Origin of the sequence: Komagataeibacter xylinus (genome assembly GCF_031081985.1) — a bacterium.
Taxonomy (GTDB): domain Bacteria; phylum Pseudomonadota; class Alphaproteobacteria; order Acetobacterales; family Acetobacteraceae; genus Komagataeibacter; species Komagataeibacter xylinus_E.
The window spans coordinates 1-26,924 of record NZ_JARWSK010000007.1; the positions used below are offsets into that span (position 1 = coordinate 1).

The 26,924-nt window shown below is 64.8% G+C and carries 23 protein-coding genes; 11 read left to right on the forward strand and 12 right to left on the reverse strand.

All coding sequences use genetic code 11. The features are described 5' to 3' along the window. Nucleotides 1-549: 549 nt before the first annotated feature. Nucleotides 550-1,731: an adenosyl-hopene transferase HpnH gene (gene hpnH, locus QEG70_RS13250; RefSeq protein ID WP_061272768.1), complete on the forward strand. Its 1,182-nt coding sequence runs from the start codon at nt 550-552 to the stop codon at nt 1,729-1,731. A gap of 131 nt (nt 1,732-1,862) precedes the next feature. Then, nucleotides 1,863-3,152, forward strand: coding sequence for a hemolysin family protein (locus QEG70_RS13255; protein WP_308721113.1), 1,290 nt, complete (start codon nt 1,863-1,865; stop codon nt 3,150-3,152). Between the two features lie 259 nt (nt 3,153-3,411). Here the strand turns inward: QEG70_RS13255 and QEG70_RS13260 are convergent, their stop codons facing one another. Together QEG70_RS13260 and QEG70_RS13265 are read right to left on the reverse strand one after the other, a co-directional pair. Continuing rightward, nucleotides 3,412-5,388 (reverse strand): lytic transglycosylase domain-containing protein, encoded by a 1,977-nt coding sequence (locus QEG70_RS13260; protein ID WP_308721114.1) that lies wholly within the window; start codon nt 5,386-5,388, stop codon nt 3,412-3,414. Between the two features lie 181 nt (nt 5,389-5,569). Then, complete coding sequence (locus QEG70_RS13265) at nt 5,570-6,424, reverse strand: uracil-DNA glycosylase (protein WP_374762606.1); 855 nt, start codon at nt 6,422-6,424, stop codon at nt 5,570-5,572. A 105-nt stretch (nt 6,425-6,529) separates the two neighbouring features. Between QEG70_RS13265 and QEG70_RS13270 the strand changes: the two genes are divergently transcribed. Further along, nucleotides 6,530-8,359: a tetratricopeptide repeat protein gene (locus QEG70_RS13270; RefSeq protein ID WP_308721116.1), complete on the forward strand. Its 1,830-nt coding sequence runs from the start codon at nt 6,530-6,532 to the stop codon at nt 8,357-8,359. Next, nucleotides 8,359-9,288, forward strand: a complete 930-nt coding sequence (locus QEG70_RS13275; RefSeq protein WP_308721117.1) for a 4-(cytidine 5'-diphospho)-2-C-methyl-D-erythritol kinase — start codon at nt 8,359-8,361, stop codon at nt 9,286-9,288. The genes QEG70_RS13270 and QEG70_RS13275 overlap by 1 nt, the downstream gene beginning before the upstream one ends. Before the next feature lie 104 nt (nt 9,289-9,392). Here the strand turns inward: QEG70_RS13275 and QEG70_RS13280 are convergent, their stop codons facing one another. The 6 genes from QEG70_RS13280 to QEG70_RS13305 form a co-directional block, all read right to left on the reverse strand. Next, nucleotides 9,393-10,379 (reverse strand): SDR family oxidoreductase, encoded by a 987-nt coding sequence (locus tag QEG70_RS13280; RefSeq protein WP_308721118.1) that lies wholly within the window; start codon nt 10,377-10,379, stop codon nt 9,393-9,395. Nucleotides 10,380-10,506: 127 nt separating this feature from the next. Beyond that, complete coding sequence (locus QEG70_RS13285; RefSeq protein WP_308721119.1) at nt 10,507-11,085, reverse strand: YqaA family protein; 579 nt, start codon at nt 11,083-11,085, stop codon at nt 10,507-10,509. 40 nt (nt 11,086-11,125) lie between these two features. Then, entirely contained in the window at nt 11,126-11,605 is a 480-nt protein-coding gene (locus tag QEG70_RS13290; protein ID WP_061272792.1) for an OsmC family protein, read from the reverse strand. Between the two features lie 40 nt (nt 11,606-11,645). Then, complete coding sequence (locus QEG70_RS13295) at nt 11,646-13,223, reverse strand: ATP-binding protein (protein WP_308721120.1); 1,578 nt, start codon at nt 13,221-13,223, stop codon at nt 11,646-11,648. An 8-nt stretch (nt 13,224-13,231) separates the two neighbouring features. Beyond that, nucleotides 13,232-13,951, reverse strand: a complete 720-nt coding sequence (locus QEG70_RS13300) for a response regulator (RefSeq protein ID WP_308721121.1) — start codon at nt 13,949-13,951, stop codon at nt 13,232-13,234. Between the two features lie 77 nt (nt 13,952-14,028). After that, entirely contained in the window at nt 14,029-15,051 is a 1,023-nt protein-coding gene (locus QEG70_RS13305) for a cysteine synthase A (RefSeq protein WP_308721248.1), read from the reverse strand. Nucleotides 15,052-15,202: 151 nt separating this feature from the next. On the opposite strand from QEG70_RS13305, the gene QEG70_RS13310 reads away from it, so the two are divergent. Next, nucleotides 15,203-15,613 (forward strand): rhodanese-like domain-containing protein, encoded by a 411-nt coding sequence (locus tag QEG70_RS13310; RefSeq protein WP_308721249.1) that lies wholly within the window; start codon nt 15,203-15,205, stop codon nt 15,611-15,613. 118 nt (nt 15,614-15,731) lie between these two features. Here QEG70_RS13310 and QEG70_RS13315 read toward each other — a convergent pair whose 3' ends face one another. Continuing rightward, nucleotides 15,732-16,625, reverse strand: a complete 894-nt coding sequence (locus QEG70_RS13315; protein WP_308721122.1) for a DUF2272 domain-containing protein — start codon at nt 16,623-16,625, stop codon at nt 15,732-15,734. Between the two features lie 249 nt (nt 16,626-16,874). Between QEG70_RS13315 and QEG70_RS13320 the strand changes: the two genes are divergently transcribed. Then, nucleotides 16,875-17,873: an aldo/keto reductase gene (locus QEG70_RS13320; RefSeq protein WP_308721123.1), complete on the forward strand. Its 999-nt coding sequence runs from the start codon at nt 16,875-16,877 to the stop codon at nt 17,871-17,873. Between the two features lie 39 nt (nt 17,874-17,912). Here QEG70_RS13320 and QEG70_RS13325 read toward each other — a convergent pair whose 3' ends face one another. Both QEG70_RS13325 and QEG70_RS13330 read right to left on the reverse strand, forming a co-directional pair. Beyond that, nucleotides 17,913-18,272, reverse strand: coding sequence for a hypothetical protein (locus QEG70_RS13325; RefSeq protein WP_308721124.1), 360 nt, complete (start codon nt 18,270-18,272; stop codon nt 17,913-17,915). Nucleotides 18,273-18,327: 55 nt separating this feature from the next. Continuing rightward, nucleotides 18,328-20,097: a Na+/H+ antiporter gene (locus QEG70_RS13330; protein ID WP_308721125.1), complete on the reverse strand. Its 1,770-nt coding sequence runs from the start codon at nt 20,095-20,097 to the stop codon at nt 18,328-18,330. Nucleotides 20,098-20,376: 279 nt separating this feature from the next. Between QEG70_RS13330 and QEG70_RS13335 the strand changes: the two genes are divergently transcribed. Both QEG70_RS13335 and QEG70_RS13340 read left to right on the forward strand, forming a co-directional pair. After that, a complete protein-coding gene (locus QEG70_RS13335; protein WP_308721126.1) occupies nt 20,377-21,303 on the forward strand; it encodes a J domain-containing protein in 927 nt (308 codons plus the stop codon). Beyond that, nucleotides 21,300-21,629 carry a chaperone modulator CbpM gene (locus tag QEG70_RS13340; RefSeq protein WP_308721127.1) on the forward strand — a complete coding sequence of 110 codons (330 nt, stop codon included), beginning with the start codon at nt 21,300-21,302 and terminating at the stop codon, nt 21,627-21,629. Before QEG70_RS13335 ends, QEG70_RS13340 begins: the two co-directional genes overlap by 4 nt. 49 nt (nt 21,630-21,678) lie before the next feature. Here QEG70_RS13340 and QEG70_RS13345 read toward each other — a convergent pair whose 3' ends face one another. Then, nucleotides 21,679-22,086, reverse strand: coding sequence for a hypothetical protein (locus QEG70_RS13345; protein ID WP_308721128.1), 408 nt, complete (start codon nt 22,084-22,086; stop codon nt 21,679-21,681). Nucleotides 22,087-22,310: 224 nt separating this feature from the next. On the opposite strand from QEG70_RS13345, the gene budA reads away from it, so the two are divergent. From budA to dld, 3 genes are all read left to right on the forward strand, one after another. Beyond that, nucleotides 22,311-23,114, forward strand: coding sequence for an acetolactate decarboxylase (budA, locus tag QEG70_RS13350; protein ID WP_374762607.1), 804 nt, complete (start codon nt 22,311-22,313; stop codon nt 23,112-23,114). A gap of 76 nt (nt 23,115-23,190) precedes the next feature. Beyond that, nucleotides 23,191-24,882, forward strand: a complete 1,692-nt coding sequence (alsS, locus tag QEG70_RS13355) for an acetolactate synthase AlsS (protein ID WP_308721129.1) — start codon at nt 23,191-23,193, stop codon at nt 24,880-24,882. 200 nt (nt 24,883-25,082) lie between these two features. Further along, complete coding sequence (gene dld, locus QEG70_RS13360) at nt 25,083-26,816, forward strand: D-lactate dehydrogenase (protein ID WP_308721130.1); 1,734 nt, start codon at nt 25,083-25,085, stop codon at nt 26,814-26,816. Nucleotides 26,817-26,924: the final 108 nt, after the last annotated feature.

The following is a 26,924-nucleotide window of genomic DNA, read 5'->3' on the forward strand; positions in this document are numbered from 1 at the left end:
TTGAGCTGCTCGACCGAGAGGTTGCGCATGTCGTGCGGCCACTGCACCCGGTCAAGCTGGGCGTAGCGCCCAAGGGTCGGAATCGCGGGTTTGGTCTGATCCATGATGTTCGCGTCCATTGTTCTGTGTCGGCCCTTGCCCATATGGGAGGAACCGACCCGGTTTTCGGTTAGGCCCCACGCCCCGGAAAAGGGCCGGGCAGGGCTGCCCCGGCGGCGATGAATGGCGGCTCATGGCAAAAAGACCATGGCGACCTTAGCGTAATCGCGATGTGTTACTCCGGTTAGGCATGCAAATACAGTCTCTAATTCCCCGACTGTTGTTAATTGGCCACACTGAAGGCAATAGCAATTGAATACAGGATGGTTTCTGTCCTATACCCTCGCGAAAGGCTTCATGTGTCGTACAAGTTCGCATTCTCGGCATGCTCTGTGTGCACGGCTGGGTGATGTTGGGCTTGTTTTCTTGTAGGTGGATGTGTCCATAGTCCGACCTACCAGACTTGAAATATGAGACCGGCGGTTGGGCCGGTGCAGGAGCAGAGGTTTCATGGCCGTTCCTATTATGCAGGCAGTCCGCGTCGGCGCCTATGTTGTCAAGCAGCATGTCACGCGGCGTAAACGTTATCCGCTCGTGCTTATGCTCGAGCCCTTGTTCCGCTGTAACCTGGCCTGCGCCGGGTGCGGCAAGATTGATTACCCCGCGCAGATCCTCAACCAGCGCCTGAGCGTGCAGGAATGCCTTGATGCGGATACCGAGGCCGGTGCGCCCGTTATCGCCGTGGCCGGTGGCGAGCCGCTGCTGCACAAGGAAATGCCCGAGATCATCCGCGGACTGATCGCGCGCAAGAAGTACGTATATCTGTGCACGAACGCCCTTCTCCTTGAAAAGAAGATGGACGATTACGAGCCGAATCCGTTCTTCTCGTGGGATGTGCATCTTGATGGCGACCCGCAGATGCACGATGCCTCCGTCTGCCAGGACGGTGTGTACGAGCGCGCCGTGTCCGCGATCAAGAAGGCGAAGGCGCGCGGCTTCCGCGTGTCGATCAACTGCACCCTGTTCGATGGGGCCGACCCCAAGCGCGTCGCCACCTTCTTTGATGAAGTGATGGCCATGGGCGTGGACGGCATCATGACCGCGCCGGGCTATGCCTATGAGCGTGCGCCTGATCAGGAGCACTTCCTCAACCGGCAGAAGACCAAGCAGCTCTTCCGCGACATCTTCCGCCTTGGCAAGGGCAAGAAGTGGCGCTTCACGCAGTCGCCGCTGTTCCTGAACTTCCTGGCGGGCAACGAGCAGTATCACTGCACGCCGTGGGGCAAGCCGCTGCGCAACCCGTTTGGCTGGCAGCGCCCGTGCTACCTGCTGGGTGAAGGCTACGCCAAGAGCTTCAACGAGCTCATGACTGATACCGACTGGGATGCCTACGGCACCGGCAATTACGAAAAATGCGCCGACTGCATGGTCCATTCGGGCTACGAGTCGACCGCGGTGATGGATGCGGTCCGCAGGCCGTGGCACATTGCCAAGGTTGCCCTGTTCGGGCCCGAGACGGAAAAGCCGATGGCGCCGGAAATCCCGCTCGACCACCAGCGCCCGGCGGAATACGTGTTTACCCAGCACGTCGATGCCAAGATGGCCGAGCTGGCCGCGCGCAAGAAGCCTGCGGCCCCGCCGCGCGTGAAGAAGGTCGCGGCCCCGGCCGAGACGGCAGACGCCGCCGACTGATTACGCAGTCCGGCATCATATCGACCGGATGGTTAAGGGAAGGCGGGGCATTTGCTCCGCCTTTTCTTTTGCGCGCGGGCCGAGGGCAAAATATGCCCGCCTGAGTGAATATGCTGTAAGAGCGTGGGATCATGCTTGTCTCCCTGATTGTCATATTGTGCCTCGTTCTGCTCAACGGGCTTTTTGCCATGGGCGAACTGGCGCTGATTTCCGCCCGCCGGGCGCGGCTTGCCATTCTTGCGCGTGATGGCACCAAGGGGGCGGACCGCGCGCTGAAACTGGCAGGCGACCCGCAGAGTTTTCTGCCCACCGTCCAGATCGGCATGACGCTGGTCTCGATTCTCGAGGGCACGTTTGGCGGCAACAGCATCGAGGCCGGAGTCAGCCGGTGGCTTTCGCACATTGCGGCCCTGCGTTCGATTGCCGATGAACTGGCCATGTTCCTTGTGGTCAGCGCCATTACGGCGGTCATGCTGGTGCTGGGCGAACTGGTGCCCAAGCAGATCGCGCTGCGCCAGCCGGAACTGATTGCCGCCCGCCTGTCGCTGCTGCTGGAGTGGATGGCGTGGCTCACGCGCCCTATCGTCTGGCTGCTTGGCCGTTCATCGGAACTGGTGCTCAGGATGATGGGCATTGGCAATGCCATCCGCCAGTCGGTCTCGGTGGAGGAACTGCGCGCCTATATTGCCGAGGGCGCGCAGGCGGGCGTGCTGGAGCAGGAGGAGCGCGACATGATCGAGCGCCTGCTGCGCCTGGCCGAGCGCCCGGTCCGCGCCATCATGACGCCGCGCACCGAACTGTGCTGGGTGGAGCGCCATGTGCCGCGCGCGCAACTGCTGCAGGTGCTGCGCTCGACCACCTATTCGCGCATCGTGGTGTGTGAAGGCGGCGTGGATAACCCGGTGGGCGTGATTCTGGCCAAGGACATGCTCGACCGGTTCCTTGATGGAAAGAGCCCCTCGGTCGAGATCGGGCTGCGCCACCCCATCTCGGTGCCAGATACGCTCTCCGCCTTTGACATGCTCGAGCGCATGCGGGCTTCCCCGCTGGGCATGGCGCTGGTGCTTGATGAATATGGCTCGTTTGAGGGAATCGTCACTTCATCCGACCTGTTTGGCGCGATCGTGGGCGAGCAGCACGAACCGGGCAGTACCCCGCCGCAGCGCCTGGCGCATGACAATGTGCTGGTGCTTGATGGCGCCATGCCCGCCGATGAGGTCAAGGACCGGCTTGGCCTGTCCGACCTGCCAGCCGAGGGCAGCTACCACACGCTGGCAGGCCTTGTGCTGGCGCTATTGCGCCGCGTGCCCGCCAAGGGGGACAAGGTGGTGTTCTCGGGCTGGCTGTTCGAGGTGCTGGAAATGGAAGGCCGCCGCGTCGTGCGCGTGCAGGCCAGCCGCCAGCTTCTGGCTGAGAACTGATGCAGCCTGCCTGAACATAAAGGCGTTTCTGGGTGCCGCCTTTTTTCAAAAAGGCGGCCTTCTTTGAAGCTTTTTGAAAAAAGCTTCATGATTGCTGCGTGTTTCCCGGGCTGACTTTTCAAACATTCTCCGAGAGGGCACCCTGAAACTCTTATCCTGAAGCAATTCCACTGAACCCTGACGCAGTGCAATTGCTCTAACTCATTGTTTATCGGGCATCGTTACCAGTTCGAATGTATCCATTCAAACTGGATCTGGCTTAGTGGATGGTGTGGCCCGCCATGGCGATCTCGGCGCCAAAGCCGGGCCATTCATCGTGTGCCAGCGTCTCGAGCGAGGGGGTCGCAAGGCCCAGCCGGTCGGCATAGATCCACAGATAGGTGAAGGCCCGGCGCACATACTCGCGTGTTTCGCCATTGGGCAGGCTCTCGATATAGAGCAGCGGATCGTCATCCTCATTCATCATGGCACTATGGCGCGAGATGGCGACCGGACCGGCATTATAGCTGGCCAGCACGCGGATCATGTCGCCACCGGCAGGCACATGCGACCCGCCTGCCTGGGCGGAAATCTGGGCGAGATAAAGCACGAAGCGCTGCCCGATATCGAGGTTGGTGGCGGGATCATGCAGGTCGGCGGGGTGGCGGATGAAGCGGTCCTTTTCATGGGCGATGAAACCGGCAGTCATCGGCATAAGCTGCATCAGCCCGTGCGCTCCGGAGCCGGAAACGATATTGGGGTCGAAATTCGATTCCAGCCGGGTCAGCGCATAAACGAGTGCCGGGTCCATGCGGAAGCCATGCTCGGGGTGGAGAGGTGGCAGCGGGTAGCGGGCCGCATGGGTGTTGTGCTCGCTCTCGTTGGTGTCGATGAGCATGAGCATCTGCGATGCCAGTTCCTTGAGGCCCATGGCGTCGGCCACCATCTGGGTGGAGTGGCACAGGGCGGCATCGTTCTGGATATCGGGCCACAGCCTGCGCAGCGCGGCTTCCGCACGTTCGCGCTCACCCACCTGCATCAGGGCAAACGCCCTGCGCCCGGCAGGGGTGGCGGCCACCGCCTCGATATCGATTTCACCCAATACCGGGCTGCCTGCATGGATGGTCTGCTGGGCTGCCGCCAGCGTCATGTCGGCATCGCTGCTGATGGTGTCGGGCGTGCGGGCCGACCGGCTGGCCGGTGCGGCCCGCAGGCCCAGGATCTGTGAGGCCAGAAGGCCATAGAACGTATGCGGCGCCGCCGCGGCCCGGTGCAGCCACGGCTGATAGGCCGCGACATCGCCCGTTGCCTGGTGCGCGCGGGCAGCCCAGTAGGCCGCGCCCGCGCGGATGCTGCCCGGTGTCAGGCTGGCGCGTGATGCCGCCTCGAACAGGGGTTTGGCCATGTCGGCGCGGCCCTGCCGCCAGGCGGCAAGACCGGCCACATAGCCTGCGAAGCCAAGCCGCTGGCCGGATTTTTCAAATGCATCGCGCGCAATCGACATGGCCAGCCGGTTTTCGCCGCTGCTGAACAGCGTCATGGCAATTTCGGCATGCAGATGAGCGGCATACAGGTCGTTTATGCCCGGCGTCGTGGCAATCAGGTGAAGGGCGCTGCGGGCCCCCTTCACGCCCTGGGCGGTACGCTCGCGCACGGCGCGGTCAAGCATGGCGCTGCGCGTGAACACCCGCAGGGAGGGGTCATCCTCCTCCGGCAGGTGGATGTGCTGCGGCGAGCGGCTGCTGTCGAGCATGTCATGGCTGGGCGCGGGGGGAAGTGGCCCCCCACGGACCGGCGCGGGCATGGCGGCCAGCATGGAATAGATGGCGGGTGAATCCGCAAGGCCCGAGAAGGTGCGCAGCCACAGCCGCAACTGCCCCGCATTGGGGTGATAGGCCGGGTTGAGGTAGCGGGCGGCCAGGATGTCGCCCAGCAGGGTGTCATCATGGATGGCGGCAGTCTCGCGGATGGCGGCATCGAACTTGCCATCGGCCTGCAGGCGCAGCACCCGGCGGATGTGGCTTACATCCTCGGGCGAGAGCGGGCGCGGCATCCCGGCGTTACCGTGCGCGTGCAGGCGCGGAAGGGCAAGCGCCGTTTCCTCGTTATGGTCGCCATGGCTGGCTGGATCATCGTCCAGCCGGCCTGGCGCCACTGTTTGGGCACGCAACGGCGCAAACGCCGCTCCTGCCAGAAATGCGGCGCCAGCCAGAAAGGCTGCCACCGCGTGATGGGGGGTATTGATTGTCCCTCGCATGGCGAAGCGGATGTAAGCCGTGCCTGCAAGGAAAGCAATAGCTAACGCAGATCAGGCCAGTAAATAAGTTTTCAGAACAGAACGGGGGAACTTATGTAAACACCGTGAAACATATGCGCAAACTGGAATGAATAGCTGCTTTGCACAGGCTAATATGCCGGAATGATTATGTTAATACCCTTTATGATTTCAAGGGTATGTTTCCGATTGTTTCGCGTATGAGCAGCATGTCTTTCCATGCATCACGCCGCGCCGTGGCGCTGGCGCGCAACTGCAGCGGATGGCGCATGGCAAGGGCTGGCAGCGTGATGGCAGGCGCGCCATCGGGGCCGGTGGGCAGGGTGATGTCACGCCACCGGCCGCGCATGCGCGCCGCCGTGGTGTTCTGCCCCGTGATGAGGGAAACGGCGAGGTTGCCAAGCAGCACCACCCGCTCCGGCCGCGCAAGCACGATGGCGCGCTCGATGAAGGGCAGGCAGATCCGCGCTTCCGCCACCGAAGGCGGCCTGCCGCCGGGTGGCCGCCACGGAATGATGGGGGATGCGAGCAGCTCGGCGCGGTCGATGCCGATGCTGGCGAACATGGTCGTGACCAGCGCGCCGCCTTCCCCTGCGAAGGGGTGGCCGCTGCGGTCCTCATCCGCGTCCGGCGCCTCGCCAATCAGCATCAGCGGGGCCTGTTCGGGGCCTTCCACGCACACGCTGTGGGTGGCGGTGGCCCGCAGCCCGCATGGCTCGAAACCGCTTATGGCCGCCCGCAGCGCGGGCAGCGTATCCGCCGCCGCCGCTGCTGCGCAGGCGGCGGCTACCGCCTCGTCAATCAGCGTGGCGCGTGAGGGGGGGGCTGGCGGGCGGGGCCTGCGGGCGGGTTTTGGGTGTCCATTCCCCGCATCTGGCTGTATGGGGAGGGGCTGTGCCGCAAGGGCAGGGTTGCGTGGCGGCGTGGGAAGCGCAAGCCTGTCATGCGGGTCGGGGTCCAGCGCGTCATCCGCGCCCCACTCTACATAAAGGCGTAACAGGGACAGGGAATCAGTCATCGGATGGATATACCCCGCACCGGCACGGGCCATGCAGCCGCGCGCCGTCCTGCCTCCCCGCTCAGGGTTTGGCAGCGGACGCCGCACGCGGTAGATTCTGGCGTCATGCTCTTACCTCGTCTGTCACGCATGGTCGTGGCCTCCCTTGTTGTACCGCTCCTTGCCGGGATTCCCAACCGTGAAATGCGGGCCGCCCCGCCGGTTGACCCCATCATCGCGGCGGGCAGGCAGGATCTGGCCACCAATCTGCTCGTTGGCAACGTGGCCGCGGCCGAGGGCGACAATGCCGAGGCCGCGCGGGCCTATGGCGTGGCGGCAGGGCTTGCACCCACCTTCCGGCTGTTTGGCGAGCGGGCGTTTTTCTACAGCATCCTCGCGGGCAGCCCGCAGGCTGCAGCCCTTGCCCACGCGCAGCCCTCCGGCGTGATGCCCGAACTGATCATGGGCAATGCCGCAGCCCTTGCGGGGCAGTGGGATGAGGCGGCAACGCATTACCAGAACGCGCCCGCCGACCAGATCATGGGCCTGCTGCGCCCGCTGCTGCGCGGCTGGGCGCTGCAGGGCGCGGGCAAGACGGATGAGGCCCTCGCCGCCCTGGCGCCTGCCGAGGTCGATGCCCGGCTGGGCGGCTACTATACCCTGCACTCGGCCCTGATCGCCCAGCTTGGCGGTATGCAGATGCGTGCTGATACGCTGTTCCGCCAGGCGGCGGAAAAGGGCAGCGGCGACCTGTTCACCACCATCGTGATGGCGCGCTGGCTGGTCACCCAGGGGCAGGAGGCGGCGGCGCGCGACCTGATCAACCAGCGCATCGCGGCCATGCCGGTGCTGGAAACGGCACGCGGCAACATCATGGCCATGCTCCAGCACCCGGTGGTGAACCATGCCACCCAGGGGCTTGCACAGGCTTACGGGCTGGTGGCGCTGCTGATCGACCAGCAGCTTTATGCCCATGAGGGCGGGGATGAAGACCACGCGGGCGATGCCGCGATGGAAATCGGCACCCTGCGCGGCACCGAGCAGATGATGCTGCGCATGGCGCTCACCCTTGACCCTGCGGATTCGGAGGCGCGGCTGCTGCTCTCCTCCATGCTGCATGCCCGCAAGCAGGACCGGCAGGCGCGCGCCGCCTTTGATGGCGCCCCGGCCAGCGACCCGCTGCTGCCGGTCTACCGCGCCGAACAGGCTGATCTTGACGTGGTGCTCGGCCACAAGGAGCAGGCGGCGCAGGAACTGCGCGACCTGCTGCGCCAGGCCCCCGATGACCGCATGCTGTGGAGCAGCCTCGGCGATGCCCTGCTCGACCAGCAGAAATGGCCCGAAGCCCTTGATGCCTACCAGCATGCCACCGCACTGACCCCCCACCGGCTGGAAGGCGATGACTGGCGGCTGCTGTTTGGCCAGGCCATAGCGCAGGAGCGCCAGAACCACTGGCCGCAGGCGCGGGTGCTGTTGCAGCATGCCCTCCAGCTTGCGCCCAACGAGGCGGAACTGCTGAACTACCTTGGCTATTCCATGGTCGAGCACGGCGAAAACCCGGCCCTGGCCGAATCCTACCTGCGCCGCGCCCTCGCCCTTGCCCCGTCCGATAACCAGATCCGCGATAGCGTGGGCTGGGTGCTCATGCGGCTGGGCCATGTGGGGGAGGGCCTGCCGCTGCTTGAGCAGTCGGTCGAGCAGATGCCGCAGGACCCGGCTATCAATTATCACCTTGGCGTAGCGTACTGGATGGCGGGCCGCAGGCTGGAGGCGGTCAATGAATGGCAGAACGCCATCGCGTTCCAGCCCGACCCGATGGACCGCCGCAAGATCACGGCGGCGCTGGACTATGCCCATGCCTGGCAGGCCCACAGGCCCATGGCCGTGCCTGCCGACCTCAAACCGGTGGCAACGCCGCCTTCTTCCCCTTCCCAGCCAAATGGAACCCGTCACTGATGTCGTCGCTGCACGAACTGGCGCATGCCAAGATCAACCTGTACCTGCATGTCACGGGGCGGCGGCAGGCCGATGGCTATCACCTGCTTGACAGCCTTGCCGTATTCGCAGGTGCCGCGGACCGGCTGGACCTGACAGTGGGCAGCGGCCGGGGCGGGCATGTGGCGCTTGATATCAAGGGCCGATTTTCCGCAGGGCTGGGCGGCGAGGACTGTGCCGATAACCTGATCGTTCGCGCCGGGGCGATCCTGCGCGAAGTGGCAGGCGAGCAGGCCGCGCGTGACCTGTCGGATGTAGGGATTACACTGCACAAGGAACTGCCGGTGGCCTCGGGCATTGGCGGTGGCTCGGCCGACGCGGCGGCTGCCCTGCGGCTGCTGCTGGATGTGTGGAAGCTGTCGCTGCCGCCTGCCCGGCTCAATGCGGTGGCCACGCGGCTTGGCGCGGACGTGCCGGTCTGCCTTGAGCAGCGTGCCGCGCGCATGGAAGGAATCGGTGAGGTGCTTTCACCCGCGCCCCATCTGCCGCCCTGTGGCATGATGCTGGTCAATTGCGGGCAGAGCGTCTCCACCCCGCAGGTGTTCAAGGCCCGCGCGCCGGTCTTCACCCCCCGCGCCACGCTGCCCCCCGCCTGGGCCACGCTGGCCGATATGGTGCGCGACCTTGCCGCCCAGACCAACGACCTGCAGGAGGCTGCCTGCGCCATCTGCCCGGAAATTCTGACCGTGCTCGATGCTTTGCAGGCCGCACCCGGCTGCCGCCTTGCGCGCATGAGTGGCTCGGGGGCGACGTGCTTTGCCCTGTTCGACAGCCCCGAGGCCGCCCGTGCGGCGCAGGCCGCCGTGCAGCAGGTGGGTGCGCACTGGTGGGTGTGGGCGGGTGACCTGTGCCGCAGTAGTGCGGATGTGCGAACGTCTATTCCCGCCTGAACAGGACGGGCGTTTTACAGATAAAAGTTTCTGGGTGCCGCCTTTTTTCAAAAAGGCGGCGTCTTTAGAAGCTTTTTGGAAAAAAGCTTCACCAAAAATTTTTGTCAGTTTTTCCTGCGGCGCAGGGCCAGCAGCACGATGCCCATCAGCCCCGTTACGGTGGCAAGCTGGGCATGGCGGCTGGTCAGCAGGAACGGCATGGCCTTGCGTGTGACCATGTCAAACCGGCCATGGGCGGCATAGGCGCCGGGCACGGTTTCATACAGGTCATCTGGCTCATTGCCTGCCACCGGAGTTTTTTCCAGTTGCTTCGCGTAGCCCTTGCCCGACAGCCAGCGGTCTGACAGGCCGGGCAGGAAGGTGGACAGCGCCCAGTTGCGCACACCCGACAGGCCCACCCAGATGTCACGCTCGCGCCCGAAGGCGGCGCGGCAGATGGCCTCGGCGGCGATTTCAGGCTCATAGACCGGCCCCATCGGCTTGAGGCGCTTGCCGGTGTGGTTGCGTGTCCATGAAAAGCGCGGCGTGTTGATGGCGGGCAGGTGCACCAGCGCGATATGGATGCGGTCGCCATCATGCAGGATTTCGGGGCGGATGCTCTCGGAGAAGGCCCGCACGGCGGCGCGCGCCCCGTTTTCCACCGCTTGCAGCGGCGGCGGCCGCAGGCTGGCCAGCCGGTCGAGGTTGACGATGGTGCCGTGGCCCCGGCGGCGCATGCGCGTCAGCGCCGCGCGCGTGCCGTTGACGGTGCCAAGATAGGTCACCTCGGTCGCGCGGCGGATCTCATCGGCTTCAAGGGCCGCGACCTGCCCGGTTACGGTCGCGCCCGCGCAGTTGATCCACAGCGTGATGGGACCGAGCTTTTCCTCTATTTCCTCAGCCGCCTGTTCCACCGTCGCCGCATCCGCCACGTCGGCGCAGACGATATGGGTGCGCACCTTGAGTTCGCGCAGTTCGGCGGCGGCATCATTGAGCCGGTCGCGGTTGCGGCCAAGCAGGGCGACATCGCACCCGGCCCGGGCCAGTGTGCGGGCCGTGGCGCGGCCGATTCCCGCGCCCGCTCCGGTAATGACGGCAACCTGCTGCGGCATGAATGATGCTCCCACCCGTTGGTAACAAGAACCGCGCGGGCAACGCCGCGCGGGCTGAAAATCATGACCGGCACCCTATCACGGCCTGCAGCGGGCGAACACCATCACGCAGGCAGGGGCGCGCCCCTCAGATATATTTCAGCGCCACGATGCCGCCCACCAGCACGACGGCAAACAGCCCGGCCACCAGCGGCAGGCGCTTTTCGATAAAGCCCTCGATCGACGCGCCATAGCGGCGCAGCAGGGCGGCCAGCAGGAAGAAGCGCGCCCCCCGCGTCACCGCGCAGGCCAGCAGGAACGGTGCGAGCGACAGGTGCGCCGCCCCACTGGCAATGGTAACGAATTTGAACGGGATGGGCGTCAGGCCCTTGATAAGGATGATCCACACCCCCCATTCGCGGAAGCGGTCCTGCAGGGCCTGTAATGTGTGCTCGGCATGATAGAAATGCACGATTGGCATGGCCGCATATTCCAGCAGGAACGAGCCGATGCACCAGCCCAGCACGGCCCCCGCCACGGAGGCAATGGTGCAGATGGCGGCGAGCCGGAAGGCCCGCTCGCGCTGTGTCAGCACCATGGGCAGCAGCATGATGTCGGGCGGCAGCGGAAACACGCTGGCCTCGGCAAAAGCGATCACTGCCAGCCATAAAACGGCATGCCGGCTGGCGGCGAGGGCAGTGATGCGGGCATACAGGCGATCAAGCATTATCGGGCAATGCCATTAACCGCCTGCTGGCGGCAAGGACTTATTGCGCGCTGGTTACGCGTGGCTCGCACGTCACGGGAAAGCGTACCGAGCGCGCGATGCAGCTACGCATGGCGGCATCGTTGTGCAGGTCGATCACCTGCTGCACGTCATGCGCGGTGGAAAGGGCGGCGTGGGGCCGCAGGATGACCTGCGTGAAGGAAAATGACCCGTCCTCGAACTCCTCCAGAATGCCCTCGGCATGGTCGGCATAGGACAGGATGCCGATTCCCATTGCCGTGCACAGATGGATGAACCAGAGCTGGTGGTCCGCGCACAGCGCGCCGAGCAGCAGTTTCTCGGGGTTCCATTTCTGGGAGTCGCCGCGAAAGGCGGGGGAGGCCGAGCCGTCAATGACCGGCCGGCCCGTGCAGTGCAGTTCGTAGCTGCGTTGATGATGGGCCTGCCGGGAAGCCCCGTCATGTTCGCCGCTTCCGGTCCATAAAAGGGAGACCTGATAACGGTGTGTTCTATCCGGCATCGAGCGCTATATCCTGAATTGTCCGTACTGGAATCGGACCTTAGCAGACAAGTGTGACCGTCACACGTAATCCATGCGGGTGCCGGTTGCCTAGCCGGATATCGCCGCCAAGCCCCCAGATAATATTGCGCGATATGGACAGGCCAAGCCCCGTGCCACCGGTTTCGCGGTTGCGGCTCTGTTCGGCGCGCACGAAGGGGTCGAACATGCGCTCGAGGTCCTCGGTAGGCAGGCCGGGGCCATCATCCTCGATCAGGATGGTCACGGTGGATTCCGCGCCGTTTTCACCCGCGCCCTGATGGGGCGGCAGCAGCACGATCCGCACGCCGCCGCCATATTTTATGGCGTTGGTGACAAAGTTGCTCAATGCGCGCTTGAGCGCCATGGGCCGCGCGCGCACCAGCACGTCGGGCATTTCCGATGAAAATGCGATGTTGTCAGCCGCATCGAGATAGGTTTCCGCGGCTTCATCGGCAATGGTCTGGAGGAGGGCCGTCAGGTTGACCTGCCCCATCGGCTCGCGCTGCGAGGCGTCGCGGCCAAAGGCCAGGGTGGCGGCCACCATGGCCTCGAGTTCATCAAGGTCGCCGAGCATCTTGGCCCGCATCTCGTCATCCACGATGAATTCGGCGCGCAGCTTCAGGCGCGTGATCGGCGTGCGCAGGTCATGGCCGATGGCGGTCAGCATCAGCGTGCGGTCGGTCAGGTAGCGGCGGATGCGGTGCGCCATGGTGTTGAAGGCATGGGCGGCGCGCGCCACCTCGCTGGGTCCATCCTCGGGCATGGGGGGCGCGTTGACGTTGCGGCCAAGTTCCTCGGCGGCGGCGCCAAGCGTGCTGACGGGCGCGATCAGCCTGCGCACGCCCCACAGGATCAGGACGCCGCCCGCGAAGGTCATGATGAGGAAGGCGATGGGGAAGGTGGGCGAGCGGAACGGGCTGGGCCGGGGCAGGATGTAATGGATCGTGACCCACCGCCGCTCATCGGGCAGCAGGAAGGCGACAGCCCGCCTGCGCCCCGATGTGGGCGTGATCAGCACCTGCTCGGGGCGCATCGATTGCGGCAGCGGCCCCATGCCGGGGTCGTTTTCGGGGCCGAATCCATGCGGGCCGCCGGGGCTGTCGGGGCCAAAGGGGCCACCCGGCCCGTGCGGGCCGCCGTGGCTGAAGGGCACCGGGCCCACGTCATCGGACATGTGGACGCCATTCCACTCACCCGGCGGCATGTGGTGCTGGGGGTGGGGCGGCAGCGCCATGGCGTTGATCATGTCCGGCTCGGGGCCGGGGGTCAGCGTGATGTGCACGCTCTCGGGCAGGTGCAGGGCCGCAAGCTCGCGGTCACGGTCCGAGGGCGCGGTCTCCACGATGGCGCGGTAATAGGTGAACATCTTGCTGCGCGCGCGCTCATAGATCATGCGCTGGTCGAAATCGAACCGGTCGAGCGCGTGGATGGTCAGCCCGATGATCTGGATGATGCCCAGGCCGCCGATCAGCAGCAGCGTGGTGCGCGCGGCCAGTGACTGCGGCAGGAGGCGACGCCACAGGCGCGGCCACGCGCCCGGCGGTTTTTCCGCCGGTGGGGGCGCTGACAGGAAGGAGGAACCGGGGTGCGGCTGCATGGGGCGGGTCAGGTGCGCTCGACCTCGGCCGCGAGCACGTAGCCCCCGCCGCGCACCGTCTTGATCAGTTGCGCGTTGCGGCCGTTATCTTCAAGCTTGCGGCGCAGGCGGCTGATGGCCACGTCGATGGCGCGGTCGAACGGGCCGGCCTGCCGCCCGCGCAGCAGGTCGAACAGCATGTCGCGAGTCATGACCCGGTTGGCGCGGTCGAGCAGGGCGAGCAACAGGTCGTATTCGCCGCCGGTCAGCGGCACTTCCACCCCTTCGGGGTTGTGCAGCCGCCGCCGCCCGGTATCGAGCGACCAGCCCGCAAAGCGCAGCGTGTGCAGCACCGGCACGCTGCGCGGGTCGGGCGTGTCGCTTGCGCGGCGCAGCACGGCGCGGATGCGCGCCAGCAGTTCACGCGGGTTGAAGGGCTTGGGCACGTAGTCATCCGCGCCAAGTTCAAGGCCGATGATGCGGTCGGTATCATCGCCCATGGCGGTCAGCATCACGATGGGCACGTTGGCCTGCGTGCGCAGCCAGCGCGAGATGTCCAGCCCGCTCTCGCCTGGCAGCATGAGGTCGAGGATGACGAGCTGGTAATGCCCTTCCCCCCACCGGCGGCGGGCTTCCTGCCCGTCACGCGCGGTGGTGACGCGCAGTTCGTTGCGTTCGAGGAAGCGTGCCAGCAGGTCACGGATCTCGCGGTCATCATCGATGATGAGGATATGCGGCAGCGGGTTCATGCGCTGATCCTACACCATGGCGCAGCGGCCCGCATCCGGTGTTTCACTCCGTTTCAATGGCCGTGACAGCAGGGTGTTCAGGCCAGCCAGGATGGCACGGGCAGGTTTTTGCCGCGCAGGAATTCCGGGTTGAACAGCTTGGACTGGTAGCGCGCGCCCCCATCGCACAGGATGGTGACAATGCGGTGCCCCGGCCCCATGGCGCGGGCCACGCGGATGGCGGCGGCGATGTTGATGCCCGCCGACCCGCCAACCGAAAGCCCTTCATGGATCAGCAGGCTGTAGATCTGCTCCAGCGCCTCGGGGTCGGGGATGCGCACGGCATCATCGAAATGCAGCCCCTCGAGGTTGCCGGTCACGCGGGACTGGCCGATGCCTTCGGTCACGGAAGACCCGCTGACCGAAAGGTCACCCGACTTCACCCAGCCATACAGGCCCGAGCCTTCGGGGTCGGCCAGCACGATGCGCGGGCGCGCGACACCGGCCTTGCGGGCTTCATCCTCCAGCCCCAGCGTCACCCCCGCCAGCGTGCCGCCGGTGCCGCATGAGCAGGTGAAGGCATCGAGTTTTCCGCCCATCTGCTGCCAGATCTCGGGGGCGGTGGTGTGGCGGTGGCCTTCGCGGTTGGCGGTATTGTCGAACTGGTTGGCCCATACGCCGCCGGTTTCCTCGGCCAGGCGGCGCGACACATGCACGTAATTGCCCGGATCACGGAAGGGTTTGGCGGGCACGAGGCGCAGGTCGGCGCCGATCATGCGCAGGAAGTCGATCTTCTCGCGGCTCTGGGTCTCGGGCATGACGATGATGGAGCGGTAGCCGCGCGCATTGGCCACGAGGGTGAGGCCAATGCCGGTATTGCCGGCCGTGCCCTCGACAATCGTGCCGCCGGGCCTGAGCGTGCCGCGGCGTTCGGCATCATCAATGATGGCCAGCGCCGCGCGGTCCTTGACCGAGCCGCCGGGGTTCATGAACTCCGCCTTGCCGTAGATCTCGCACCCCGTGATGTCCGACGCATGGCGCAGGCGGATCAGCGGCGTATGGCCGATGGCTGCGGGCATGTCAGCACTAGGGGAGGAGACGGGATTTGCACTTTCGGCCATAAGGCAGCACCTTCGCTTGATCTGGGTCGTACCATGCGGCACGGCAGGCCGGGTGGTGGCCATGCAGTGCCTGTTGCATCCTTACTATCAGGAATGGGGCAGGGCTGGCATATCCCCGCCGCACAGGTTTTTCCAGCCGAAAGGAAACATGATGATTGACGATATCTCGCCCGCCGCCGCGTGGGCTGCGGTCAGTGGCCGCCCCAACGCCCATCTGGTGGATGTACGTACCCCCATGGAATGGGAACATATTGGCGTGCCTGACCTTTCGGGTACTGGGCGCGAACTGGTGCGCGATAGCTGGCAGCTCCCGCCCGCGGGCCAGGTCAACCCGGACTTCCTGACCACGCTGGAAAAGGCCGGGATCGGCAAGACCGACGAGATCTATTTCATCTGCCGCTCCGGCGCGCGCAGCATGGCTGCTGCCCATGCGGCGTATGACGCGGGCTATCACAATGTTTTTAACGTAGCCGACGGATTCGAGGGGCCGGAAGACGCCACTGGCAGCCGTGGCCGCCTTGCGGGCTGGCAGGCATCCGAACTGCCATGGACGCGCGGCTGAGTGACCGGGCTCCATTTATAAAAGTTGTTGGATGCCGCCTTTTTGCAAAAAGGCGGCGTTCTTTTTGAAGCTTTTTGAAAAAAGCCTCACCAAAAACTTTTACAGTTGAAAGCCTGCCTTACTGGTCGGCCTGCGGCTCGCGGTCCGCATCGTAATGCACCTGCAGCACCACGCACCAAGGGTAGCGGGAGTCGAGGCTCTGGCCATGACTGTCGGTCAGGCGGCCATTGGGGCCTACGGGCACATGGGTCAGGGCCACGGCGTCATCGATATTGCCGCCAATGATGCTGATTTCGTGGCCAAAGGGGGCATCATCATGCGGTCCGGCCACCACGATGCCGCAATGCGCGGGAAAGCCCTGCGGTGTGGGCAGGTCACGAAAGCGCACCGACTTGCTCGCCCCGCGCCCCACGCAGATCAGGTCACCCATCCTGGGCGCATAACGGGCGGGATTGCGGGCCTTGACGCCCTTTTCCTGCCCTGATGCGGCGGCGTTGATATAGGTGGCGTGGTTGGGCGAATAGGCGAAGCGGTCATTCGCACCCGCCACCCGCATCACATACGATATGAACGCTGCCGACCACGCATAATAGCCATCATGCACGAAATCGGTGATGTGGCCGTTCGCATCATGCTTGCCATCCCATGAGGATTCGGTCTCGGCGGGGTCCTGGCCAATCCACCAGTATTCGCCCACGCGCTGCCACAATCCGGCCGTGCGTTCGGGCTTGACCACCGGGGTGGTCGGCTCGGGGCGCTGCAGCGGGTCGTCATCACTGACCGGCTGGCCGAACAGCCGCCATTCGCGCAGCGCAATCGCCACCACGTCCTGCCGGTTGAAGGGCTCGTAGTTGCGCGTGGCGAAATCGGGCACATGGGTGTTGACCGCCAGCGGCCCGGCCCCGTTGGCATACTGCGCGACCGGGGTGGTGGCCCGATGGGCCTGATTGGCCGGAGTATGCGCGCACGCAGCCAGCACGAGCAGGGGGGCGAGCAGGACTGTCTTGCGCAAGGGGCACTCCGTAACAGGTCATATGCCTTTACCCATACGGCGCGGACCGGCCTTGCGGAAGGGGTGCGCCCCTTTCCAGCCCGAAAAAGAACGCAACGCCGCCACGCGCCGGGTGTTGTGCAGGGCACGCGGGCATGCATGCCGCCGCTTCGTGGGGGTGGGTAACGCCGCGTGTCGTGTCGTGGCACACTCTTCAGTCTGGCGGTCACGCCATCGCCACGACCGTTTTACTTCAAGGGAGAGCACTTCATGACGCAGGCGCCTGTTACGGAAACCATCCAGATCCGGGGGCTCAGGCAGCCCGTCTCGCGCATTGCGCTGGGCACATGGGCCATTGGCGGGTGGATGTGGGGCGGCCCGGATGACCGCAATGCCATCGCCACCATCCACGAAGCCCTCGATGTAGGCATAACGCTGGTTGATACCGCGCCCGTGTATGGTTTTGGCCATTCGGAAGAGATCGTGGGCCAGGCCCTGGTTGGGCGGCGCGACAAGGTGGCCATCGCCACCAAGGTGGGGCTTGACTGGAAGGATGACCACAAGCCCTTCCGCAATTCATCACCCGCGCGCATCCGCAAGGAAATCGAGGATTCGCTGCGCCGCCTGCGCACTGACTACATCGACCTCTATCAGGTGCACTGGCCCGATTCTTCGGTGCCGATGGAAGAAACCGCCCGCACGCTCGAGGCCCTGGTGCGCGAAGGCAAGGTGCTGGCGCTGGGGGTGAGCAATTTCTCCATTGCCCAGATGGAGGCATTCAGGCAGTTCGCGCCGCTCTGTGCCGTGCAGCCGCCCTACAACCTGTTCGAGCGCGCGATGGAGCACGACATCCTGCCCTATGCCCGCCAGCACGATCTGGCCATTCTCGCCTATGGCCCGCTGTGCCGTGGACTGCTGTCAGGCAAGATGACGGCACAGACGAAATTCGGCGCCGATGACCTGCGCAGCGCCGACCCCAAATTCCAGCCGCCCCGTTTTGCCCATTACCTGCAGGCCGTGCGCGAGTTGCAGGACTTCGCCCGTGAAAAGCATGGGAAGTCGCTGCTCGCGCTGGCCATACGCTGGGTGCTGGACCAGGGGCCGACCATTGCCCTGTGGGGCGCGCGCCGCCCCGACCAGATCGCCGCCGTGGCCGATGCAATGGGCTGGCACCTGAGCGCTGATGACCGGCGCGAGATCGATGCGATCCTGGCGCGCTGCATTCCCGACCCGGTTGGCCCCGGCTTCATGGCGCCTCCGGGCGCCTGACGGGCGCTGCCCCGTGCCCTGCTGCGCTGACGGCAGGGCTCAGGGGTCGACCGATGCCCCCACGTTGGTGCTGTAGCGGGTTTTCCATGCCCCGGCCTCGACCATGCATTCGGCGTAAAAGCCCATATGCCCCGACCCGACCCATGTCTGGGCGGAGCCGCTGTTCCCGCTAGCGGCGGCTCCAACGCCAGCCTTGCTCTGGCATCGCTGCGACGCCGCGACGTAAAGGGGGTCCTTTTCGCTGACGGCAGGAATGAAACCGCTGATATCGCCATAGGGCGAGTTACCGTGCGGGTGGTGTTCGCGCACGTTGAAGTGGTGCGAGCGGGCCTGTGCGCCCGCCACCCCGACGGTGCCGAGGCACAGGCAGGCCAGCAGGATACGGATACGCAGCAGCATGGGGCGGTTCCTCTTGCAGTTTCGGTCTGTCGGGGGCGGGGTAGAGGCTCTTTTATCAGTCTGTCAGGGCGGGTGTCATGCATCCCGTTTCAGGCAGGGCTGCGCCATCATGGGTGCTGGCATGCGGCAGGCCATCGGGGCGGGGCAGGGAGCGGGCCTCGATCTGGAGTTCCTGCTCGATGAAATCAAGCTCCTGATTGATGGTCAGCTCGGTCTCGTCATTGATGAGTTTCTGCACCACGCGCATGTGCAGGCGTTCGCGCATGTGGCGGATGAGGCGGAAGCGCAGCGCGAGTTCGGTCCGCTTTTCACGGATGGCGGTGGCGCGGATGCTGGCTTCCGCCGCGCGGGAATTGTCCAGCCTGCGCAGCGTGTCCTGGTATTCGTGCAGCAGGCGGCCAATGGCTTCCTGCTTGAGATCCACGCTTTCCGAGCCATCGGGCATGGTGTCGAGTTCCTGCTGCGCCAGCACGGCCTGCTCGGCATGCAGGGCCTCGATGGCGGTCTGCGCCAGTTCTATGCGCATCATGTCCAGTTCGTGCAGGCTGGGGTCGTCCTCATCGGTGCTCATGCCGTGCAGCAGCGGCGGAATGGCCACGCTTGCCAGTACCAGCGAGCAGATGATCACGCCCGCCGCCAGTGTTACCAGCAGGTCGCGGCCCGGAAAGCCCGGTCCCGCCAGCGTTGCCACCGGCAGCGACAGCACGGCCGCCAGCGTAATGGCCCCGCGCGTGCCCGCCACGGTCATGAGCAGCACGTTGCGCGCGGACGGGATGACCGTGTTGCGGTGGCGCAGATGGGCGAACAGCCGCCGGGCGGAAATGGAAATCCAGATCCATGCGAAGCGGATCAGGCTCATCATGAGCTGGATGCCCACGATGGCCAGGATCAGGAACCATGGCGAGATGCCGCCCGCGCGCGCAATGGCGGCGCCCCCGCTCACCAGATCAGGCAGTTGCAGCCCCAGCAGCAGGAAGATCACGGCATTGAACGTGAAGTTCACCATGTCCCACACCGTGGTGGCCTTGAGGCGGGTTTCGGTGCGGGCCTCGTTCATCACGCCGGTGAACTTGACCGTCATGCCGCCGGCCACGGCGGCGAGGATGCCCGAGCACTGCACCGCATCGGCCAGCAGGTAGATGCCAAAGGGCAGCATCATGGCCAGCGTGATGTGGGTGGGCGGGTCGTCATAGCCGCGCACCAGCAGCATGTGCTCCGCCCGGCATGCCGCCCACGCCACCACGATGCCGATCACGATGCCGCCCGTCGCCATGAAGATGAAGCTGCCCAGCGCCTGCTGGAACGAGAACAGCCCCGTCATGGCCGCCGCCACCGCGAACTTGAAGCATACCAACCCCGAGGCATCGTTGAGCAGCGCCTCGCCATGCAGGATGTGCACCACGCGCGCGGGCGCGCGCCCGCCCTCGATCATGCTGCCCACCGAGACCGCATCGGTGGGCGACATGACGGCGGCGAGCGCGAAGGCCGCGGGCAGCATGATGGGCGGAATGAGCCAGTGGATGAAGTAGCCGCACGCCAGCGTGGTGAACACCACAAGCCCCAGCGCCATCATGACGATGATGTTGCGCAGCTCGCCAAACTCGCGCATCGGCATGCGGTAGGCATCGGCATAGAGCAGTGGCGGAATGAACAGCAGCAGGAACATGTCGGGGTCGAAGCCGATATTCAGTCCCGCAAGGGCCGCTATGGCCCCCACTGCAATCTGGATCAGGGGCAGGGGCACGGGAATGCGCCCCACGCGCGAAATCAGGCTGCTGATCCCGGTAACGGTCAGTAATGCAAGGGTGATGAAAACGGCATGCATCTGGCGTGGTCTTTTTTATAGTTCTATTGCATTGTGGAAATACTTCATTTTTGCATGAATTAAAAATACAAAAGATGTTATTTTGAAGTTCCTGTTGTGTTATTTTCTTCTGCCAGCCATGCGTGGATCGAAGATTTCCTCACCCTTCATTGACCCTGCCTGCCCCACTTCCCATTATTGAAGCATGAAGGGCCGCAAGGCTGTATTGATGGTGTTCAGGGGGCAGGGGCGTGGCGCATGGCCGGGCTGGCCCATTCCTGACGGAGGGATGATTTTTAAGTGAGCAAGGATCCATACGAAGTACTCGGCCTGACGCGCACGGCCAGCCAGGATGATATCCGCAAGGCCTACCGCAAGCTGGCCAAGAAGTACCACCCTGACCTCAACCCCGGCGACAAGGTGGCCGAGGAACGCTTCAAGGCCATCGGGGCGGCCAACGCCCTGCTGTCCGATGAGGCGCAGCGCGCGCGCTATGACCGCGGCGAGATTGATGAAACCGGGCAGGAAAAAGGCTTCGGCTTTGGCGGTGGCGGCGGTTACCGCGACCATGCCGAAGGGCCGCAGGGCTTCCATTACGGTGGCGGCCAGTTCTCGGAAGAGGATCTTGGCGACATCTTCGGCATGTTCGGTGGTGGCGGCGGTGGCTTCCGCCGCAGGCCGCAGGGGCCGATGAAGGGGGCGGACCGGCAGTATGCCCTGACCGTAAGCTTCCTTGCATCCGTCAATGGCGGCACGGAGCGGATTACGCTGCCCGGCGGCACGCAGCTTGACGTGAAGATCCCCCCCGGCATTACCGATGGCCAGGTCATGCGCCTGCGCGGCAAGGGTGATCCGGGGCAGCAGGGCGGCCCTGCGGGCGATGCGCTGATTACCATCACCGTGGCGCCCGACAGCACCTACACGCGTGATGGCAATGACATCCGCATGTCGCTGCCGGTGGACCTGAAAACGGCGGTTCTTGGCGGCAGCATCACCATCCCCACGCCCGCGGGGTCGGTGAAGATGAACGTGCCCGCCCATTCCGACAGCGGTAGCGTGCTGCGCCTGCGCGGGCGCGGGGTCAAGGCGCATGGCAAGACCGAGGCGGGCAACCTGTATGTCAAGCTGGTCGTGACACTGGGCAAGATTGACCCGGCGCTGGAGGAATTCCTGCGCAATGACACGGCAGCCGGGAAGGCGGAGCCTGCGGAGGACAAGAAAGCATGATTACGATCGAGACCCTGTGCCTGCGCATCGGCAACGTGCCGCAGCAGGACGTGCAGGCATGGATCGACAGCGACTGGCTGCGGCCCGAGGGCGCGCCGGGGCATTATCTGTTCCGCGAGATTGACGAGGCGCGGGCTCGGCTGATCATCGAACTGCGCGATGACATGGGCATAAATGACGAAGGCATGCCGGTGGTGCTCTCGCTGCTAGACCAGCTTTACGCCGCCCGCCGCCAGATGCTGCGCCTGCGCGAGGCGATCAGCATCCCGCGTGAAAACGAACTGCGTTCACGCCTGCGCGGCCTGCTGACCAGCGCGCAGGACTGACACCACCAGCCCCCGTGAGCGCATCCGGCCACGGGGGTTTTTTTCTGGCTCAGTCCGCGCGGCTGAGCGGCAGGTCCAGCTTCTGGCCCGGCTTGGCGCCCTGCATCTGCAGGTCGGCGGCATTGGGCGAGGTCAGGCGGAAGACGGTGCGCGGGTCGTCATTGACCGAGCGCAGCGAGGTATCATCCTGCACCTTCAGTTCGATGGTGCGGCCCGTCAGCCCCGTGATCTTGCCCAGCGAATTCGGCAGCTTCAGGTAAAGCCGCGCCGCAGGTCCAAGCGCCTTGTTGGCGGTGATGGTGACGGGCTGGAGGCCAAGCGCCGTCCACTCGCCCGTATAGGCGCCGGGGCCATAGGGGGGCTTGGGGTCGGGCTGGTCAGCGCGGGCTATGCCAGCACCCGCGAGCACGCCGGTCAGGCCCAGGGCTGCAATCGCCATGTGGAGGGGTTTCATCATCGGGTCATCCTGCCTGTTCATTGACCGTTCACAATGCAGGCGGGGCGCGGGCAGGGCAAGCCGCAAGCCCCGTGGGGCGGCCCTGCAACCCGTGCCGTGCCATATATTTTACATATGGAAATACCCTTGAATATATATTGGACGTACTGAACGGCGTGCCGCACCATCATCGTGCCATCTACACATGATCGGGAAGCAGGCCGTGCTACTGCGCCGCCGCCCCGTTGCAGGAGACCCAGGTCTTGAAGCTGAAATGCTACTCGGTAGGCGATATCGATACCCGCTCCAGCGCCGCTGACGCGACGGGTGTGCGTCCGCGCATGAACCGCCTGTACCAGACCTCCACCATGGCCGCGCTGCTCGATGCCGTCTATGATGGGGAAACCACGCTTGACGAACTGCTGCAGCACGGCAATTTCGGCCTTGGCACGTTCAACGCGCTCGATGGCGAGATGATCGTCAATGACAGCGTCATCCACCAGTTCCGCGCCGACGGGCAGGCCGGCCGCGTGCCCGGCGACCTCAAGACCCCGTTCGCCTGCGTCACCTTCTTCAACCCGGAGAAGGAGTACATGATCGACACGGCCCAGGACAAGGAAGGCTTCGAGGCGATTGTCGACCGTCTGGTCAACAACCCCAACCTGTTTGCCGCCGTGCGCTTTACCGGCCTGTTCGAGCGCGTCGAGACCCGCACCGTGTTCTGCCAGTGCCACCCGTACCCGCCCATGCTCGAGGTGGTCAGCCGCCAGCCGACCATGCAGCTTGGCGCGGCCACCGGCACCATGCTCGGCTTCCGCACGCCGGGCTACATGCAGGGCGTGAACGTGGCGGGCTATCACCTGCACTTCCTGACCGAAGACGGGCGCCGTGGCGGCCACCTGACCGATTACGCCGTGCTCAAGGGCAGGCTGGAGGTGGGCATCATCTCCGATGTCGAGATCCAGTTGCCCCGCACCGAGCAGTTCGCGAAGGCCAATCTTTCACCCGAGAACATTCACGAGGCCATTCGCGTGGCCGAGGGCGGTTGAGGGGGCAGCCCCTCCCGTCACTTCCCTGCCCGGCGGCCAAGGCTGCGGCACATAATCTTTCAGGATAGCTGGAACAATGACTGACAAGACCCAATCGGCCGCGCCTGAGTGCGGGGCGGACATGATCGTGCGCAACCTCGTGGCGCACGGCACGACCCACGTATTCGGCATTCCCGGTGCCAAGGTGGACCGCCTGTTCGACGCGCTGGTTGACAGCCCGATCGAGACGGTGGTGACCCGCCATGAGCAGAATGCCGCCTTCATTGCCGGTGGCATTGGCCGTCTGACCAGCAAGGCGGGCGTTGCCATCGCAACATCCGGCCCCGGCGCCTCGAACTTCGTGACCGGCCTCGCCACCGCCAACTCCGAAGGCGACCCGGTGCTGGCCATTGGTGGCGCGGTGAAGCTGGCTGACCGCCTCAAGCTGACCCACCAGAGCATGGATACGGTGGCCCTGTTCCAGCCTATTACCAAATACAGCGCGGAAATCACCTCGCCTGCCGCCGTGTCGGAATCCATCGCCAACGCGCTGCGCTTTGCCGAGAGCGGCCGCCCTGGCGCCGCCTTTGTCAGCACGCCGATGGATATCCTGTCCATGCCGGCGGAAGGCAAGGTGCTGGCCGGGCGCGAACTGCCCAAAAATGGCGCGGCCCCGGCCGAGGCCATCAACGAGGCACTCGGTCTGATCCGCAAGGCGCAGCGCCCGGTCATCCTGCTCGGCCTGTTGGCCAGCCGTCCCGACGTGTCCGATGCGGTGCGCGCGCTGGTGGCGACTACGGGCGTGCCGGTCATTGGCACCTATCAGGCTGCCGGTGCGGTATCGCAGGAACTGTCCGACCGCTTTGGCGGCCGCGTGGGCCTGTTCCGCAACCAGCCGGGCGACCAGTTGCTGCATGAGGCCGATCTCGTGATCTCGATCGGCTACAACCCGATCGAATATGATCCGTGGCTATGGAATGTCGATAACGGCCGCAAGATCGTGCATGTCGATGTCGTCGCCGCCGAGCTTGACACGCATTATGACCCGGCTGTCGAGCTGATTGGCGATATCGCAGCGTCGATCAAGGCGCTGGCGGCACAGGCTGGCAAGCTTGCGCGCGCGCCGCAGCTTGAAGAGATCCTGAGCCAGTATCACGCCACCCGTCTTGCCGCGCTGTCGGGCGCGCGCAGCACGTCCAACACCGCCGTCCACCCGCTGCAGATCGTGCGTGAGCTTGAGCAGTTCGTGACCCCGGACGTGACGATGTGCCTCGACATGGGCACCTTCCACATCTGGCTGGCGCGTTACCTGCTGTCCTTCCGCGCGCGCCAGATGCTGATCAGCAACGGCCAGCAGACCATGGGCGTGGGCCTGCCGTGGGGCATTGCCGCAAGCCTGGTCAATCCGGGGCAGAAGGTCATCTCGATCTCGGGCGATGGCGGGTTCATGATGTCGTGCATGGAGCTGGAAACGGCGGTGCGGCTGAAGTGCAACCTCATCCACATGGTCTGGGTCGATCAGGCCTACAACATGGTCGAGATGCAGGAGAAGAAGAAGTACGGTCGCGGCTCTGGCGTGGATTTCGGGCCGATCGACTTCGCCATGTTCGCCCGCTCGTGCGGCGCGCACGGCATTGCCGTCCATTCCGCCGATGGCGTGGCGGGCGCCCTGCGCGAGGCCATGGACATTGAAGGCCCGGTCGTGATTTCGGTGCCGGTGGATTACTCGCAGAACCATCTGCTCATGAAGCCGCTGGCAACCCTTGGCGAGACCTCGGCCGCGGCGTAAAACCCGGCCCGGCGTATTTCAAACCGGCCCGCCACGCCCTGACCGGCGGGCGGGCCGTTCTGTTTGGGCATGCGACATCAGCATTTTATGCGCACGTCGCCCGATGCGGAACATGCCAGACTACAAAACATCATTTCACGAATGCCCCCAGGCCGTGACAGGCATGCGGGCGTGAGGGAATGCACCGAGGAAAAGTAAAAATGCTGAAAGCGGCACAGGACATGGCATCCACAACGGGCGCGCAACTGGTTACGGAACTCCAGCAGATCGTGGGCAACCACCATGTGCTGACCGAGGATGGGGCGACCCTTCCTTACAGGCGGGGGTTCCGTTTTGGTGAGGGGCGCGCTCTTGCGGTCGTCATGCCCGGCTCGCTCGTGGAGCAGTGGCGCGTGTTGCAGGCCTGCGTGAAGGCAGGCGTGATCGTGATCATGCAGGCGGCCAATACCGGGCTGACCGGCGGCTCCACGCCCGATGGCAACACCTATGACCGTGATATCGTGATCGTGCACAGCATGCGCATGCGCACGATTCACCTCATTGGTGGCGGCAAGCAGGTGGTGTGCCTGCCCGGTGCCACGCTTGACCAGCTCGAGACCATGCTCAAGCCCATCGGGCGCGAGCCGCATTCGGTCATTGGCTCATCATGCATCGGCGCTTCGGTGTTTGGCGGGGTCAGCAACAATTCGGGTGGCGCGCTGGTGCGCCGTGGCCCGGCCTATACCGACATGGCGCTGTTCGCCCAGGTCTCGCCGCAGGGTGAGCTGCAACTCGTCAACCACCTTGGCATCGAACTCGGCGCCGACCCCGAGGAAATTCTCAAACGCGCGGAGGAAGGCAACTTCCCCGATGCCAGCATCAACTGGCAGGCTGGCCGCGGACATGATGATGGCTACGCCACCCATGTGCGCGACGTGAACGCCGATACGCCCGCCCGCTTCAACGCCGACCTGCAGCGCCTGCACGAAGGGGCAGGCTGTGCGGGCAAGCTCGGCCTGTTTGCCGTGCGGCTTGACACGTTCGAGGCGGAAAAGGACCCGGTCGTCTTCTACATGGGCACCAACCAGACCGATGTGCTTGAAGATGTGCGCCGGCATATCCTGTCGGAATTCAAGGAACTGCCGATCGCAGGCGAATACCTGCACCGCGATGCGTTCAACGTTGCCGAGAAATACGGCAAGGACACCTTCGTCATCATCCGCATGATCGGCACCAGCCGCCTGCCCGCCATGTTCGCCATGAAAAATGCGTTCGACCGACTGGCCGATAAAATCGGGTTCCTGCCCAAGCATTTCAGCGACCGGTTCATGCAGTTCATGAGCAACTTCTTTCCGCAGCACCTGCCCGCGCGCATGCGGGACTATCGCGACCGCTTCGAGCATCATCTCATGCTCAAGGTCAGCGCCTCGGGCGCGCAGGAGGCGCGTGACTTCCTCAAAAGCCATTTCGCCACGCATGAAGGCGAATTCTTCGAATGCACGCCCGATGAAGGGGCCAAGGCCTTCCTGCACCGCTTTGCAGCCGCGGGCGCTGCCGTGCGTTACCGCAATGTCCATACCGACACGACCGAAAACATCGTGGCGCTTGACGTGGCGCTGCGCCGTAACGACCGCGAGTGGTTCGAGGTGCTGCCCAAGGACATCGAGGACGAGATCATCGTCAAGCTGTACTACGGCCATTTCCTGTGCCACGTGATGCATCAGGATTACGTGGTGCGTAAGGGTTATGACTGTATCGCGCTCGAGCACCGCATGCTGCCTGGCCTGGACAGGCGCGGCGCGCGCTATCCGGCGGAGCATAATTTCGGTCATCTCTATCAGGCGCCCGAGGACGTGCTGGCCCATTACCGCCAGCTTGATCCGTGCAACTGTTTCAACCCCGGCATTGGTCAGGCGACCAAGCGCCGGAACTGGGTTGCCGAAAGCGTAGGGTAAGGCGCGAACAGCCTTACCATGCTTTTGGCATGATGGCCCGGCTGCGGGCCATTCATGTGGATCCTCCCCCCGATGGGGGAGGGGCGCGGCCTGCCGCGCCCGCCACGC

Excerpts from the sequence above, each read along its gene's own strand:
- hpnH (WP_061272768.1), top strand. The coding sequence starts at position 550 with ATGGCCGTTCCTATTATGCAGGCAGTCCGCGTCGGCGCCTATGTTGTC.
- QEG70_RS13255 (WP_308721113.1), top strand. The coding sequence starts at position 1,863 with ATGCTTGTCTCCCTGATTGTCATATTGTGCCTCGTTCTGCTCAACGGG.
- QEG70_RS13260 (WP_308721114.1), bottom strand. The coding sequence starts at position 5,388 with ATGCGAGGGACAATCAATACCCCCCATCACGCGGTGGCAGCCTTTCTG.
- QEG70_RS13265 (WP_374762606.1), bottom strand. The coding sequence starts at position 6,424 with ATGACTGATTCCCTGTCCCTGTTACGCCTTTATGTAGAGTGGGGCGCG.
- QEG70_RS13270 (WP_308721116.1), top strand. The coding sequence starts at position 6,530 with ATGCTCTTACCTCGTCTGTCACGCATGGTCGTGGCCTCCCTTGTTGTA.
- QEG70_RS13275 (WP_308721117.1), top strand. The coding sequence starts at position 8,359 with ATGTCGTCGCTGCACGAACTGGCGCATGCCAAGATCAACCTGTACCTG.
- QEG70_RS13280 (WP_308721118.1), bottom strand. The coding sequence starts at position 10,379 with ATGCCGCAGCAGGTTGCCGTCATTACCGGAGCGGGCGCGGGAATCGGC.
- QEG70_RS13285 (WP_308721119.1), bottom strand. The coding sequence starts at position 11,085 with ATGCTTGATCGCCTGTATGCCCGCATCACTGCCCTCGCCGCCAGCCGG.
- QEG70_RS13290 (WP_061272792.1), bottom strand. The coding sequence starts at position 11,605 with ATGCCGGATAGAACACACCGTTATCAGGTCTCCCTTTTATGGACCGGA.
- QEG70_RS13295 (WP_308721120.1), bottom strand. The coding sequence starts at position 13,223 with ATGCAGCCGCACCCCGGTTCCTCCTTCCTGTCAGCGCCCCCACCGGCG.
- QEG70_RS13300 (WP_308721121.1), bottom strand. The coding sequence starts at position 13,951 with ATGAACCCGCTGCCGCATATCCTCATCATCGATGATGACCGCGAGATC.
- QEG70_RS13305 (WP_308721248.1), bottom strand. The coding sequence starts at position 15,051 with ATGGCCGAAAGTGCAAATCCCGTCTCCTCCCCTAGTGCTGACATGCCC.
- QEG70_RS13310 (WP_308721249.1), top strand. The coding sequence starts at position 15,203 with ATGATTGACGATATCTCGCCCGCCGCCGCGTGGGCTGCGGTCAGTGGC.
- QEG70_RS13320 (WP_308721123.1), top strand. The coding sequence starts at position 16,875 with ATGACGCAGGCGCCTGTTACGGAAACCATCCAGATCCGGGGGCTCAGG.
- QEG70_RS13325 (WP_308721124.1), bottom strand. The coding sequence starts at position 18,272 with ATGCTGCTGCGTATCCGTATCCTGCTGGCCTGCCTGTGCCTCGGCACC.
- QEG70_RS13330 (WP_308721125.1), bottom strand. The coding sequence starts at position 20,097 with ATGCATGCCGTTTTCATCACCCTTGCATTACTGACCGTTACCGGGATC.
- QEG70_RS13340 (WP_308721127.1), top strand. The coding sequence starts at position 21,300 with ATGATTACGATCGAGACCCTGTGCCTGCGCATCGGCAACGTGCCGCAG.
- QEG70_RS13345 (WP_308721128.1), bottom strand. The coding sequence starts at position 22,086 with ATGATGAAACCCCTCCACATGGCGATTGCAGCCCTGGGCCTGACCGGC.
- alsS (WP_308721129.1), top strand. The coding sequence starts at position 23,191 with ATGACTGACAAGACCCAATCGGCCGCGCCTGAGTGCGGGGCGGACATG.
- dld (WP_308721130.1), top strand. The coding sequence starts at position 25,083 with ATGCTGAAAGCGGCACAGGACATGGCATCCACAACGGGCGCGCAACTG.